General features: G+C 38.0%; 11 protein-coding genes and 2 pseudogenes. 8 read left to right on the top strand and 5 right to left on the bottom strand.

Annotated features, from left to right (window positions below):
* Position 1: 1 nt before the first annotated feature.
* The 5 genes from rimM to I2F17_RS10080 all read left to right on the top strand — a co-directional run bounded on the left by rimM (position 2) and on the right by I2F17_RS10080 (position 3,720).
* Positions 2–550: a ribosome maturation factor RimM gene (rimM, locus tag I2F17_RS10100; protein ID WP_196422765.1), complete on the top strand. Its 549-nt coding sequence runs from the start codon at positions 2–4 to the stop codon at positions 548–550.
* Positions 551–592: 42 nt separating this feature from the next.
* A complete protein-coding gene (gene trmD / locus I2F17_RS10095) occupies positions 593–1,333 on the top strand; it encodes a tRNA (guanosine(37)-N1)-methyltransferase TrmD (protein ID WP_211139809.1) in 741 nt (246 codons plus the stop codon).
* A 157-nt stretch (positions 1,334–1,490) separates the two neighbouring features.
* Complete coding sequence (rplS, locus tag I2F17_RS10090; protein ID WP_196422767.1) at positions 1,491–1,862, top strand: 50S ribosomal protein L19; 372 nt, start codon at positions 1,491–1,493, stop codon at positions 1,860–1,862.
* Positions 1,863–2,020: 158 nt separating this feature from the next.
* Positions 2,021–2,932, top strand: a complete 912-nt coding sequence (gene truB / locus I2F17_RS10085; RefSeq protein ID WP_211139808.1) for a tRNA pseudouridine(55) synthase TruB — start codon at positions 2,021–2,023, stop codon at positions 2,930–2,932.
* Positions 2,933–2,943: 11 nt separating this feature from the next.
* Positions 2,944–3,720, top strand: a complete 777-nt coding sequence (locus I2F17_RS10080; protein WP_211139807.1) for a sulfite exporter TauE/SafE family protein — start codon at positions 2,944–2,946, stop codon at positions 3,718–3,720.
* A 26-nt stretch (positions 3,721–3,746) separates the two neighbouring features.
* Here I2F17_RS10080 and I2F17_RS10075 read toward each other — a convergent pair whose 3' ends face one another.
* From I2F17_RS10075 to serA, 3 genes are all read right to left on the bottom strand, one after another.
* Complete coding sequence (locus tag I2F17_RS10075) at positions 3,747–4,604, bottom strand: EamA family transporter (RefSeq protein ID WP_211139806.1); 858 nt, start codon at positions 4,602–4,604, stop codon at positions 3,747–3,749.
* Positions 4,605–4,626: 22 nt separating this feature from the next.
* Positions 4,627–5,517, bottom strand: a complete 891-nt coding sequence (locus I2F17_RS10070; RefSeq protein ID WP_211139805.1) for an EamA family transporter — start codon at positions 5,515–5,517, stop codon at positions 4,627–4,629.
* A gap of 66 nt (positions 5,518–5,583) precedes the next feature.
* Complete coding sequence (gene serA / locus I2F17_RS10065) at positions 5,584–6,816, bottom strand: phosphoglycerate dehydrogenase (RefSeq protein ID WP_211139804.1); 1,233 nt, start codon at positions 6,814–6,816, stop codon at positions 5,584–5,586.
* 88 nt (positions 6,817–6,904) lie between these two features.
* On the opposite strand from serA, the gene I2F17_RS10060 reads away from it, so the two are divergent.
* Entirely contained in the window at positions 6,905–8,314 is a 1,410-nt protein-coding gene (locus I2F17_RS10060; RefSeq protein WP_211139803.1) for an FAD-binding oxidoreductase, read from the top strand.
* Between the two features lie 162 nt (positions 8,315–8,476).
* Here the strand turns inward: I2F17_RS10060 and I2F17_RS10055 are convergent, their stop codons facing one another.
* Positions 8,477–10,285, bottom strand: coding sequence for an aminopeptidase P family protein (locus I2F17_RS10055; protein ID WP_196422774.1), 1,809 nt, complete (start codon positions 10,283–10,285; stop codon positions 8,477–8,479).
* A 555-nt stretch (positions 10,286–10,840) separates the two neighbouring features.
* Between I2F17_RS10055 and I2F17_RS10050 the strand changes: the two genes are divergently transcribed.
* Complete coding sequence (locus tag I2F17_RS10050) at positions 10,841–12,064, top strand: MFS transporter (RefSeq protein ID WP_196422775.1); 1,224 nt, start codon at positions 10,841–10,843, stop codon at positions 12,062–12,064.
* Between the two features lie 30 nt (positions 12,065–12,094).
* Here the strand turns inward: I2F17_RS10050 and yccS are convergent.
* Positions 12,095–14,143 (bottom strand): annotated as a pseudogene (gene yccS / locus I2F17_RS10045) (YccS family putative transporter); the annotation flags it as partial.
* Between the two features lie 90 nt (positions 14,144–14,233).
* On the opposite strand from yccS, the pseudogene I2F17_RS10040 reads away from it, so the two are divergent.
* Positions 14,234–14,339: pseudogene (locus I2F17_RS10040) on the top strand (IS982 family transposase); the annotation flags it as partial.

Raw genomic sequence — 14,339 nt, 5'->3', positions numbered from 1 at the left:
CATGAAACCAACACAGAATGTACCCGAAAATCACATACAGATTGGGCAGTTACGTTCAGCATATGGACTAAATGGGTGGCTCTGGGTGTATTCTAATACAGAACCTATGAGCAATGTGTTTGACTATCTTCCTTGGTTGGTTAAAACCAAAGAGGGCTGGCAAACAATGAGTGTAAAACGTTGGAAACCACATGGTAAAGGCCTTGTTGTTGCATTAAAAGGTGTGAGTGATCGCACAGCAGCAGATGCTTTAGTGGGTGCTGAAATTTGGGTAGATAAGTCACAACTTCCAAAAGCAGGTGTAGATGAGTATTACTGGTCCGACTTAAAAGGGTTAACCGTTTTGAGTTTAGGTGATCAAGAACAAGACATCAATCTTGGTTCTATCTACGAATTGTTTGAAACAGGAGCAAATGATGTCATGGTGGTTCATGCAACCCCAGATAGCATTGATTCGGAAGAGCGAATGATCCCGTGGCATAAAGACGTAGTACAACACGTTGATCTAGAAGCTGGTCGTATTTACGTCAACTGGGGCGTAGATTATTAGCCCTGTATTGGGCCGAAACGGCAGGAAATAGAGGAATCTGCGATGTTTTTTGCAGTGATTACGCTTTTTCCTGAAATGTTTGAAGCGATTACAGCCTATGGTATTAGCGGCCGTGCAATAAAACGAGAGATCGTACAAGTAGATTGTATTAATCCTCGCGATTTTGCAGAAGGTCACTACAAAAAAGTGGATGAACGTCCATTTGGTGGTGGTCCTGGCATGGTTATGATGGCTGAGCCTTTGGCAAAAGCAATTCATCATGCCAAACAACTTGCAAAGCAAGCAGGCTGTGAACATGTACCTGTGGTATATATGTCACCGCAAGGAAAAACACTTCATGAAAATGAAGTACATCAGCTCATTGATTATGATGGTTTGATTGTACTTTGTGGTCGTTATGAGGGTGTGGATGAGCGCTTAATTCAACGTTATGTTGATCAAGAATGGTCAATTGGCGATTATGTGCTGTCTGGTGGTGAACTTCCTGCGATGGTTTTATTAGATACACTTATTCGGCGTTTGCCAAATACCATGTCTGATGAGTTGTCTGCGGTGCAAGACTCTTTTGTGGATGGTTTACTCGATTGCCCACAATATACAAAACCTGATCATTTTGAAGGTATTGCTGTGCCTAACGTCCTAAAATCTGGGCATCACGGTAATATTGAAAAGTGGCGTTTTTTACAGCGCTATCAGCGAACACTTGAACGTCGTCCAGAATTGGTCGAACAAGTTACTCTGACAACGCAGCAAAAAAAATGGTTGAAAGAATTTAAAGCTTAATATTTAACCTATTAAGCGACTCAGATAGGCTCTTTATACATTTTTCAGATATTGAAAATGATAAAGGGGAAGATAAACGGGTTGATATGCGCATTTAGCCTCTATCCCCAGCGGTTGTGAAGATTAAACCTTCGCCGCATTATTGGAGATTCCCACAATGAGTGGTAAACATCCTTTAGTTCAAGCTGTTGAAAATGCACAGTTAAAATCAGATATTCCTGCATTTGCACCAGGTGATACTGTTATTGTTCAAGTAAAAGTAAAAGAGGGCGAGCGTGAACGTCTTCAGGCTTTTGAAGGCGTAGTGATTGCAAAGAAAAATCGCGGCTTGAACTCAGCATTTACAGTACGTAAAATTTCTAGCGGTGTTGGTGTTGAGCGTGTATTCCAAACACATTCACCAATCGTTGCTAAAGTAGAAGTTAAACGCCGTGGTGATGTACGCCGTGCGAAACTTTACTACTTACGTGAATTATCTGGTAAAGCTGCACGTATTCGTGAAAAGCTACCTGCACGTAAAGCAAAATAAGAGATATTCAAAAATGCGCCAATTACGGCGCATTTTTTATGCTTTAATTTTATATTAAAGTTGTAAGTGTACAATAATCAAGATGAAAATAAAGAATTCTACTGATGATGGTCAAGTGCTTTGTTAATATAGTAAGTCATGTGTTGATGGTATAAATCATGTCTGTTCAAAAGAAAAAAATTGCACGTCGCCGAGTTCATGGTGTCTTTTTACTCAACAAACCCCTTGAAATCAGTTCTAATGCAGCATTACAAAAAGTGCGTTGGCTATTTCGTGCAGAAAAAGCAGGTCATACAGGTGCATTAGATCCGCTTGCGACAGGGTTGTTACCGATTTGTTTGGGTGAAGCCACTAAATTTTCACACTATCTATTAGAGTCTGAAAAACGTTATCAAACAACATTAAAGTTGGGAGAAACAACGACCACAGGTGATGTAGAGGGTGAAATTTTAAAAACACGTGCTGTACCACAGCTGACTGAAGAAAACATTGAACATGTATTGGCAAAATTTCGTGGTCATACACAACAAATACCACCCATGTATTCAGCGTTGAAACAACAAGGTCGACCATTATATGAGCTGGCAAGACAAGGAATTACTGTTGAAAGAATGCCAAGACCGATATTTATTGCTCATTTAACATTGATGCATTGGACTACAGACAGCATCACTTTAGATGTGGTGTGTTCGAAAGGTACATATATTCGAGTGTTAGGTGAAGATATTGGTGAAGCACTTGGATGCGGAGCACATTTGTCTGCATTGCATCGTATTGCAACCGGACATTTCAATCTTATTCCAGAATATACCATTGAGTATTTAGAAAGCCTTACTGAACAACAAAGAGATGAGCTACTTCTACCAGCTTTTGAAGCGGTATCATATTTACCAAAAGTACAAGTGCCTGAAGGCCGAGCTTCTTATTTTTGTAATGGCTTAGAAAGTAATATTGAGGCAGCTGAAGCCGAAAAAGTGCTGGTTTTTGATGGTGATCATTGTTTAGGGCTTGCTCAAGTCACTGATAAAAAACGTCTTGTACCCAAAAGAGTACTTAATCTTCATAAATAATGGATCCTCATATGGACATTGATATTTTTACACTGATCACGTTAATTGGTTTTGCTTTTACTGCAGGCGCCATTGATGCAGCCGTAGGGGGTGGTGGATTAATCCAAATTCCAGGTTTAATGAGTACATTCCCACACATGTCTACGGCAACGGTGATTGGTACAAATAAACTATCGTCTATTTTTGGTACAGCCTCTGCAGCCTATACCTTTGCCAAAAAAGTAAAACTACAATGGAAATTACTGATTGTGATTGCAATCTGCGCGTTGGTAAGTTCTTTTGCAGGGGCTGCATGTTTATCTATGATTCCACAATCTGTTTTACGCCCTTTTGTATTAGTAATGCTTATTGTCATTGCGGTATATACATTTATGAAAAAAGATTTTGGTCAAGCGCAAATACAATTAGAAGTCACAAAAAAAGTACTTATATTTGCTGCGATTGGTAGTTTACTCATAGGTTTTTACGATGGGATTTTTGGCCCTGGTACAGGTAGTTTTTTTATTTTCTTTTTTATACGTTTTTTGGGTGTTGATTTTTTACATGCTTCTGCTTTGTCTAAAATTGGTAATTTTATGACGAATTTTGCTGCTTTGAGTTTTTTAGTACCAACAGGGCATGTTTTGTTTGGAATAGGCTTGATGATGGCCATTGCAAATGTTGTTGGTTCAGTGATTGGGGTTCGTGTAGCTCTAAAATATGGCAGTGGTTTTGTGAGAAAAATATTTCTTGTACTTGTAACTGTGCTCATTTGTCGTATTGGTTATCAAACTTTAACGTTATCTTAATACTCAATGCAAAATAGCTGAACATATCAGCTATTTTTTTCGCTGAGGGTTATACCTATAGCGGCAAACATAATTAAAAATAAAGAAAACCATTGGGTTAAAGATAGAATTTCTTGTAAAAAAATAAAGCCAGAAAATGCAGCTAAAACGGGAGAAAGACTAGAAAGCGTACCGTAACTGACGCTAGATAAGTGTTTTAATGCCAACAAATCGAGGCTATATGGTATAGCTGTTGCGAGAACTGCAATCATTATGCCGTGTAACCAAAATTCAGGATGGGTGAAAACAGGGCTGTGTTGTAGAACACTAATTGGAATTAAAAAGGCTGTAGAGAGCACAAGTGCGATACTCAGTGCGTGCATTCCAATGTTGAGTTGAATTACACGTTGTCCGTAATAAATATAAAAAGCCCAAAAAAGTCCTGCACCAAGTGAGCAAGCTGCTCCAAAAAATGAAAAGTGTAGGTGGTCTAAGTGTGCCCAAGGTACCATCAATACAAGACCAATCACTGTTAAAATGATCCAAAAAGCATCAGACGTTTTTTTGATTGATAAAAAGGCCAAGCCAAGAGGCCCAAAAAATTCTAAACCAACAGCAATGCCTTGTGGCAGCTTGCCAAGAGAAAAGTAGAATAAAGTATTCATGAGCCCTAAAGATAGGCTATAGATGAGTAAAGAAGACCATGGTAGTTTTTTGAGTTGAGGAATCACTTTCCAAGATCTAAACATGACACACACAATAAGACTTGCAAAAAACATGCGTAATAATGTCACGCTGAGGGCATCTAGTTGTTCCATGAGTTGTTTGGCAAATGATGCACTCATTTGGTAAGAAAGCATAGATAAAATCAGATATACCACGGCCATGGTGTAAGTATTTGGCATGATTGAAGATGATCCTGATTTTTTACATAGATTCTGTTTTTAAACGTTGTTTTTTACTACGTTGTATAGAATAGGTACAGCCAATTGAAGCGCTAATAATCGTACACAGTGCAATCCATTGAGTAAATAGCAATGTTTCATGTAAAAAAATAAAACCAATCATTGCTGCAATGGCGGGTTCTAAACTGGTTAGTGTACCAAAGACTAAAGGGGGCAAACGTTTGAGTGCTAAAATATCTAAGGAAAAAGGCAATGCTCCAGAAAGTATGGCCACCAACAAAAAGTAACCTATGGCATGTATGTCTAAAATGCTTGTGATACTTCCTGTTGCGATGGCAAAAGGCACGATCATACATGCACCAATCATCATGCCCAAAGTAACGGTATGTTGGCTTGAAATACCCGTATTTCTTTTTGCAGATACGATATAAATAGCCCAGCCAATACCTGCACCTAAAGCGTATAGAGCACCAAGTACATCAAAATGATGTTCTGTTTGTTGAAAAGGAATCAGTAAAATAATTCCAATCACTGCCAATCCAACCCAAATAAAATCAGTTTTTTGTTGAGCATAATAAAGTGCAACGCTTAATGGCCCAAGAAATTCAATCGCAACAACAATTCCAAGCGGTAAGCGAGCTAAAGCAAGATAAAATAATGCATTCATGGCAGCCAAAGATGTGCCATAAATCATCATATTTTTCCAATGAATGTTTTGAATGTTCATCTGCCAAAGTTTGCTAAAGCAGGCCAAAATAAGCGCACCAAAACCTAAACGCATCACGGCAACGACCAATACATGGTGTGTTTGAAATAAAACTTTTGCAAAAGAGCTACCAAATTGTATGCTCAAGATGGAAATAATGAGTAAAACAACAGCGCCTGTATAATGATTATGTTGAGCATTTTGCATCTGAGCACCATTGAGCGAAGAAAAAAGCCACAACAACGTTGTGGCTTAATTGAAAAACACAGAGGTTTAAAATAAAACACGGATACGAATCGTACCTTGTACTTGATGTAGCATATCTAGCGCTTCTTTCGATGCAGAGGCATCTACATCCATCACTAAGTAGCCGACATCGCCTTTCGTCATGAGCGTTTGACTTGAAATATTCACTTCTTGTTCAGCAAATAAAGTGTTTACCTTAGACAGTACACCCGGTACATTTTGATGAATATGGAGTAAACGGTGTTTCCCTTCGGCCAGTGGTAAAGCAATTTCAGGGAAGTTAACTGCAGATAAAGTCATTCCTCGGTCTGAGTAAGCAACAAACTTTTCAGCCACTTCTAGACCAATATTTTCTTGAGCTTCAACCGTAGACCCACCAACATGCGGTGTTAAAATCACGTTATCTAAGCCACGAAGAGGAGATTGGAATTCTTCGTTGTTGCCTTTAGGTTCTTTAGGGAACACATCTACAGCAGCGCCTGCAATATGGCCAGATTTTAACGCATCTGCAAGGTCTTCAATGACTACACACGTACCACGTGCAGCATTAATAAAAATTGAGCCCTGCTTCATTTTATCAAACTGTACTTTAGTAAAAAAGTTACGTGTAGATGGTAAGTCAGGTACGTGTAGAGTGACAACATCTGCTGTTTCAAGAAGTTCATTAAGTGAACCGACTTGGCGTGCATTGCCCATAGGAAGCTTGGTCACCGTGTCATAGTAGATGACATGCATACCTAAGCTTTCTGCAAGAACAGATAATTGTGATCCAATTGATCCATAGCCAACAATACCAAGTGTTTTGCCACGCGCTTCAAATGAACCCACAGCAGTTTTTTGCCAACCACCACGATGACAGCTCATTGATTTTTCAGGCACACCACGTAGTAATAAAATCGTTTCTGCTAAAACCAGTTCAGCCACTGAGCGTGTATTTGAAAAAGGTGCATTAAACACAGGAATACCGCGTTTCATGGCAGCATCGAGGTCAACTTGGTTTGTACCAATGCAAAAACACCCAACAGCAATCAGTTTGTCAGCTGCTGCAAACACATCTTCGGTCAGCTGTGTACGAGAGCGTATTCCAATAAAATGGGCATCTTTAACTGCTTCTTTTAACGTATCACCTTCAAGGGCAGTTTTATGGTATTCGATGTTGGTGTAACCTGCTGCATTTAATGTATTAATTGCGTTTTGGTGTACACCTTCTAGGAGTAAAAAACGAATTTTGTCTTTATCAAGAGAAAGAGGTTGGCTCATTACGGCTCCGCTAGAAAGGCCAAATGTTGGTCGCAGTATGATAACATAATGCGTAACAACTTGTTTATTTCTTGCTGGGTTTGCCTTGATGAATATTGCAGCACCATTATCGCCACAATTATTGACTGAACTAACCAAAATTGTGGGTGAAAGCCGTATTAAGACAGATGATTTAAGTTTACAAACATGGGGGTGTGATTACACCAAACATTTTGAACCCAACCCATCTGTTATTGTATTTCCAACATCCACTGAACAGGTGCAACAGATTGTACAGTTTGCTAACCAAAATCAAGTGGCAGTGACCCCTTCAGGCGGACGTACAGGATTATCTGCAGGTGCTGTTGCAGCCAATGGCGAAATTGTCATTAGCTTAGATAAAATGAATCAGGTCTTGGCGTTTTTTCCAGCAGATCGTTTGGTACGCATTCAAGCAGGTGTGGTGACTGAGCAGTTACAACATTATGCCGAAGAGCAAGGTCTGTACTACCCAGTAGATTTTGCCTCAGCAGGTTCGAGCCAAATAGGTGGGAATATTGCGACCAATGCAGGTGGAATTAAAGTTATTAAATATGGAATGACACGTAATTGGATTTTAGGACTCACTGTTGTTACAGGTAAAGGTGATATTTTACGCATTAACAAAGGCATGATCAAAAATGCAACAGGGTATGCGCTACAACATTTATTTATTGGTGGAGAGGGAACGCTTGGTATTGTTACCGAAGCTGAAATAAAATTAGACCGTCCACCGCAGGACTTGCAAGTGATGGTGCTTGGTGTTCCTGATTTTGATGCTGTGATGCCAATTTTACATGCATTTCAAAGTAAAATAGACCTTACAGCATTTGAATTTTTTGGTGAAGTGGCCATGCAAAAGGTCTTGGATCACGGCCATGTACAACGCCCATTTGATACACAATGCCCATTTTATGTTCTTCTTGAGTTTGAAGCACCCTACGAACCAATCATGGATAAAGCCATGGAAATTTTTGAGCATTGCATGGAAGAGGGTTGGGTGCTCGATGGGGTGTTGAGTCAAAGTTTAGAGCAAGTGAATAATTTATGGCGTTTGCGTGAAGATATTTCCGAATCGATTGCACCATTTACACCCTATAAAAATGACATCTCTGTATTGATTACACATGTTCCTGCATTTATTAAGGACATTGAAGCGATTGTCCAAAGTAGTTATCCTGACTTTGAAATTTGTTGGTTTGGCCACATTGGCGATGGTAATTTACATTTAAATATTTTAAAGCCACAAGACCTGACTAAAGATGAATTCTTTGCTAAATGCCAAGCTGTAAATCAGTCTGTTTTTGATACAGTTAAAAAATATGATGGTTCAATTTCAGCTGAGCATGGTGTTGGAATGACGAAAAAGCCGTATTTGGCATATACTCGTAGTGCTGAAGAAATTGAATATATGAAAGCATTAAAGCAAGTGTTTGATCCAAATCTGGTCATGAATCCAGGGAAGCTTTTTGATATATGAGCAAACGTAGATCATAAAGTAAATTATGTGTCATCATTTAAAGGTTGAACCTTATTTTTTAAGGTTCAACCTTTTTTATTTAACTCAGTAAAAGCAATACTATAAAAATAATAAAACCCCTTTCAATATTTTTTTGAAAGGGGTGATCTTGCTAGAGTTTGTTTAAATGGCTTGCGTTTGTTCGATTAGCCATGCTTTAACTTCTCCATCGAGGTGGTCGCTCAATGCATTTAAAACTTGCTCGTGATACTGATTAAGCCATGCTTTTTCTGGTGCTGTCATTAGTTCGTGTTGAATACAGCGTGTATTAATTGGACACAAAGTTAAGGTATCAAATTTTAAAAATGTGCCGTAACCAAGATCTTCAGTGCTGACTAAAGTGTTGGCGACCAGATTTTCAATCCGAATTCCCCATTGATGTTCACGGTATAAGCCCGGTTCGATCGAAGTGAGCATGCCTTCACGCATGGCAACTTTGTCACTGATTGGCGTATGGTAAGAAATACTTTGAGGCCCTTCATGCACATTGAGTGCAAAACCTACGCCGTGACCTGTACCGTGTCTATAGTCAAGTTGGTGTTGCCAAAGTGGTTGACGAGCAATGCTGTCAAGTAAAGGGGCAGCAAGTCCTTCTGGAAATACAGCTTGAGAGAGTGCGATATTGCTCTTGAGTACGAGCGTGTAATCTTTTCGTTGTTCTTCAGAAGGTGTGCCAATCGGAACAACTCGTGTAATGTCAGTTGTACCATCTGTGTACTGTGCGCCAGAGTCGATCAGTAACAGACCATCACCCTGAATGTGTGAAAATGATTCAGGGGTTGCTCTATAGTGAGGCAGTGCTCCATTTTCATTGAATCCAGCGATAGTTGGAAAGCTAAGCCCTGTAAAGCCGTCTTGTTGTGCTCTAAAGAAGGTAATTTTTTCATCAATGGTCAGTTCATTAATGACGTCATTGTTTTTGAGGGCTTGTTCTAGCCAATGAAAAAAATGACACAGTGCAATTCCATCTTTGAGCATGGCATGTTTGATGTGTTCAATTTCGCTTTGTGTTTTACAGGCCTTTAAGAAGGTACTTGGGTTAGTTTCTTGAATGACCTCTACGTTGTTTGGAATCGCGTGTGCGTGATACAAAGTGACTTTATGAGGATCAATTAAGATTTTTGATGTTTCAAGTTGTGCTAAAAAGCGTGCACTGTCTTCATATTGATGGATGTGAATGCGCTCTTGATCAAAAATATCTCTCACATCTTGTGGGAGTTTATCTTCATCAATAAAGAGTGTTGTGGTTTTATCATTGGCAATGTATAAGTGTGCTAAAAATACAGGGTTATATTCTACATCGTGACCACGACAGTTAAGTAACCATGCAATATCATCTAGGCTTGAAATAAAGTGCCCATCAATGCCATGTTCATTCAAGTGTCTGCAGACTTCAGCAATCTTTTCTTTTAAAGAAAGGCTGTTTAGTCCCTCTTGCATCGCATAAATGGGTTTTTTAGGTAACGCAGGACGGTCTGTCCAAATCGGGTCGACCAAATCTTTGATGGTATGCAGTGCAATATTTTGTGCTTTGAGTGTTTTTGAGAGTTGTTCAAATTGCGCCAAAGACAAAACACGACCATCGATTCCTACAATTTGATGGGCATTTAGCTTATGGGTAAGCCAAGGCATATAATGCGAATCAGGTTCTGTCGTTAACCTTTTAAGATAAATTTCAGTATCTTGAAGCTCTTTTTCAGCTTGTGCCCAATATCGAGCATCTACCCATAGGCCTGCTTCTTCTTGCGTGACGACCAATGTGCCTACAGAACCTGTAAAACCTGTGAGCCACTCACGTGCTTGCCAATGGGCGGGTAGATACTCAGATAAGTGAGGGTCTGCACTAGGTACAATATATGCATCAATATGGTGTGATTCCATACGTTGGCGTAATTGTTGTAGTTTTTGATTGGGTGTAGACAAGTGTGTCATTCGTAATCAACCTTCATTGTTTAAACGATGTTTAGGTTAGAAAGTATGGCTTTATTTAACGCTTTCTTATATTGATTAAGATACACGGATCTGTTTGTTTCGTCTAATTTATCTGTATGGTTTATATTGTTTTACTGTATTTAATCTGCCATGTACAAGCTTTCATGGTTGGTTTTATTTTGTTGAAACCTATTGCCACCTTTGAAAATATAAGCAAATCTAAGAAACAGGCCATGCACTGTTGTATGGGGTGGAAACGCTAGAGTGATATTTTCATAAAGTCGTCTTGGTAATATGTAAGCAAGCTCAATGCAGCGTGGGCAATTGTTGTAAAATTGTTCGACCTTTTGGGGGATATATGCTAATGTTCCGCCACTTTAAAACAGTCAAAACAAGCTGATGCGAGTTTTTACGTTGTCATTTTAGATGTTTAAAACAACAATCATCGTGCTTCATATTTGAGTATATTCCGATCATTTTATGTGCAGTCTTGATCTATGTGCCGTTTCTTTATCGCATATTGATTATGACTAAACTCTAGCTATTTAGATAAACATGCAAAATTCTCCTACACGAACATTGAATCGAACTACGCTCATGTTTCCGCTCGCATTGGTTCTATTTGAACTTGCGACATATATTGGTAATGACTTAATTCAACCAGCAATGTTGCCAATCACACAATATTTTGGTGTGAGTACAACATTGGCTCCCTCTGCAATGTCACTTTACTTGCTCGGTGGAGCATGTGTTGCGTGGCTATTTGGCCCTTTATCTGATCGTTATGGTCGAAAAAAGGTGCTTTTAGCAGGTGTATTATTTTTTACGATCTGCTGTGTACTTATTCTTTTTACCCAAAGTATGTCACAATTTTTAATCTTAAGATTTTTACAAGGTTCGGGGCTAACCATTGTATCTGCAGTGGGATATGCTGCTGTACAAGAGTCATTTGAGGAGCGTGATGCTGTAAAAGTCATGGCACTTATGACCAATTTATCTCTTTTAGCACCTTTACTAGGGCCTGTATTGGGCGCATTTTTAATTAGTCATATTTCTTGGCATTGGGGGTTTGTATTTATTGCTCTCATTTCTTTACTGAGTTGGTTTGGTTTAAAGCAGGCAATGCCTGAAATTAAACCACATGTCACAGAGCAAAAAACATTGCCTGAATTGTTGAAAGGATTTAAAGCGGTGTATTCAGATACTCACTTTTTAAGCCTTGCAATCGCTTTACCTTTAGTGGTTTTACCACTGATGTTATGGATCGCGATTTCTCCAATTATTTTGGTCGATGAACTAAAATTATCTAGTTTTCAATATGGCTTATTTCAAGTCCCTGTATTTGCAGGTTTGATTTTAGGTAATATTGTTTTAATTAAAGTTGTTGATCGTTTTGAACTTGGTAAAACAATTTTTATTGGCTTTCCGATCATGTTAGTGGGTGCAATCATTGCAGCAGCATCACTGTTGTGGCCTATGTGGGTACTACCATTATTATTAGTGGGTTTAACATTAGTCAGCTTTGGTGAAGGCATTGCTGTATCTGTCGTATTTAGATCTGCATTTGCATCATCTGATTTACCCAAAGGAACAGTGGCTGCTTCCATGTCGATGTTAAATATGACATGTTTTTTTGTAGGCATTGAAGTCGTTCGTATTTTATATACTCATTTTCATATGGCAGCATACTTACTCATGAGTATTGTTGTGATTTTAATATGGTTTACATTTCCACGCCGTGCACTGATTAAAGAAATGAAAAAACGTCAACAAGCTTAATGTGAAAAAAAGAGGCTATAGCCTCTTTTTTTATTTGATGTCTCGTGTCAGTAAATAATGCCTAATATTCATAAATTCAGGCAGAGACTCTAATAACAAGTTCATTTGTTTTAATGTGAGCTGTAAGTGCTCGGAAAGATTATCTTGCTGAAATAAATCTTCAATTTCTTTTGATTTTTCAAGAATTTGTGTGGTAGACAAGCCTTTTTTATATAGTAAAGTATTTTGCATGGCATCATTGCACCATTGAAGTAGAGCCAATATTTGTGAATCTGTGACCAAATGGCGTTGTGCACCTAACGCGGAAATATAACTGAGTTGGCTGTGGCTATAGACTAAATAACGAAAAGCATGATGAATAAGTGTTGAATCTGGAGAAGGTTCAGCACTTAAACTAGAAATCATATTTGCTAATTCTGTTTGTTTATTGTGTGCAAAACGTCGAGCTATACGATATTGCATGCCATTATTTTTACCTTGTTTATACTGTACGCTAATTTCTGCCAAATATTGTATGGTCGCTCGCTCACTATTTTTAATATTTTGAGAGATATTTCTGTATTGCCAGTCAGGCCAAATAAAACTGACTGCAAACCATGCAATAAAACATCCAATGAAAGTGTCTACAATGCGAGGAATGATAATTTCATAGCCAGCACCTTTAATACTAAAAATAAGTAATACCATGAGTGTTGCCATCAGCGTTGCTATGGCATATTTTTTAACACGCAAATAGAAAAATAACACAGCACAAATCACTGTAAGAACCAACTGTGTTGGAGTATCTTGTACAAAATATAAAATAGGGATTCCAATAATAACGCCTAAAATTGTACCTAAGGTACGCATTTTTAAGCGTGTTTTGGTTGCAAAGTAACTAACTTGGCATACAAATAAACTGGTCAATAAAATCCAATAACCATGCTTAGCCAATGGTAATAATGACACTAAATAACCAACAAAAAAAACAAAAGCAATCCGAACTGCATGACGAAATAATGACGATTGTGGCGTCAAATGTTGCTTAAATTTTAAAATCAAGTCTTGCCAGTCTTGAATATCCCCATCTAATAAATTGTTATTGTCTTGAGTTTGTGAATCTACAATATTTTGTTGAATAGTGAGTGTATTTAAATGATTGAGTTGTTCGTAAATTCTTCTTAAATTATTTGAAATCAAGAGTAAATTTTTTACTTCAATATTTTTGGGATGTTGACTGATCCAATCTTGTACTGAAGATTCAAGGTGTGACAGAGTTGTGGTGTGTTGATCTGTAATTTCATATGATTGGTAATATAAAATACTGTTGGATAGATGATGAAATGCATTTGCTGTGTGATGAATGGTCTTTTGCATTCGAAAAATAACATCGCTACGACTAAAATGTGAGCCTACTTTTTCATAGTTTAAATAATTTGCAGTCGCTTGTTCATGAATATCTTGTGCAAAAAAATGTAAATTAAGCCAATAAATGGTGTTTTTATTGGCACGAGATGCTTTGAGCCGAGTGAGTAAGGCGGTTTTATTAATGTCTAACTGTTGTACGAGTTTTGAATTGTATTCTGAAAGAACATATAAGATTTGCTCTATATCATCTTTATGATTATCAGGATCAAAGAGTTTTGCTTTATGATGAAGAAGTTTTGATAACAAAGAAAAGGTTTGCGCAAGGCTATCTTGTATAAATAAGGTGGGCTTGAGTAAATAAAATAAAATGGACGTGACGCTATACCAAATGGCACCGACAACAAAACAAATCGGCTGAACGTACCAAGTGGTATATTCAGTTAAACCAAACATCGTATAAATAGATAATAAAATCGTACCAAAAGAAATAGCAGCATAACGTTGGCCTAGGCTGCCCAATAAAATAAAAAATGCACTCGATAACGACAAATAGGTAATAAATAACACAGGCTGTGTTGCGAGTTTTTCTAAAATACTGCTCGTAATAAAAAACAAACAACACACATAAATTAAACTACGCAGTCGTATGCTCAAACGATCATCAAAATCAGTGAGTGCAGCAGCAATGGTGCCAAGTGTAATTGGAACAATATATTCTTCATAGTTTAAGTAACCCGAATCCTGTTTAAGGATTTATTTGAAAAAGCCAAGGATTAGAGCCATAAGTTGAGTTACTAGACACGACTTACCACTCTAATCCTCATGACTGATATTACTGCTTTATTCTGTACCATTGATGATTTTTTTATAAAATTTGAATCCACTTATTTGAAATTTCTAAAACAGAATCAATACTTCAAACGAATAC

Origin of the sequence: Acinetobacter baretiae (assembly GCF_015627105.1) — a bacterium.
Taxonomy (GTDB): domain Bacteria; phylum Pseudomonadota; class Gammaproteobacteria; order Pseudomonadales; family Moraxellaceae; genus Acinetobacter; species Acinetobacter baretiae.
This window is presented reverse-complemented; position numbering and strand designations above follow the sequence as displayed.

Coding starts and splice junctions, on each gene's coding strand:
- rimM (WP_196422765.1), top strand. CDS start 2: ATGAAACCAACACAGAATGTACCCGAAAATCACATACAGATTGGGCAG.
- trmD (WP_211139809.1), top strand. CDS start 593: ATGTTTTTTGCAGTGATTACGCTTTTTCCTGAAATGTTTGAAGCGATT.
- rplS (WP_196422767.1), top strand. CDS start 1,491: ATGAGTGGTAAACATCCTTTAGTTCAAGCTGTTGAAAATGCACAGTTA.
- truB (WP_211139808.1), top strand. CDS start 2,021: ATGTCTGTTCAAAAGAAAAAAATTGCACGTCGCCGAGTTCATGGTGTC.
- I2F17_RS10080 (WP_211139807.1), top strand. CDS start 2,944: ATGGACATTGATATTTTTACACTGATCACGTTAATTGGTTTTGCTTTT.
- I2F17_RS10075 (WP_211139806.1), bottom strand. CDS start 4,604: ATGCCAAATACTTACACCATGGCCGTGGTATATCTGATTTTATCTATG.
- I2F17_RS10070 (WP_211139805.1), bottom strand. CDS start 5,517: ATGCAAAATGCTCAACATAATCATTATACAGGCGCTGTTGTTTTACTC.
- serA (WP_211139804.1), bottom strand. CDS start 6,816: ATGAGCCAACCTCTTTCTCTTGATAAAGACAAAATTCGTTTTTTACTC.
- I2F17_RS10060 (WP_211139803.1), top strand. CDS start 6,905: ATGAATATTGCAGCACCATTATCGCCACAATTATTGACTGAACTAACC.
- I2F17_RS10055 (WP_196422774.1), bottom strand. CDS start 10,285: ATGACACACTTGTCTACACCCAATCAAAAACTACAACAATTACGCCAA.
- I2F17_RS10050 (WP_196422775.1), top strand. CDS start 10,841: ATGCAAAATTCTCCTACACGAACATTGAATCGAACTACGCTCATGTTT.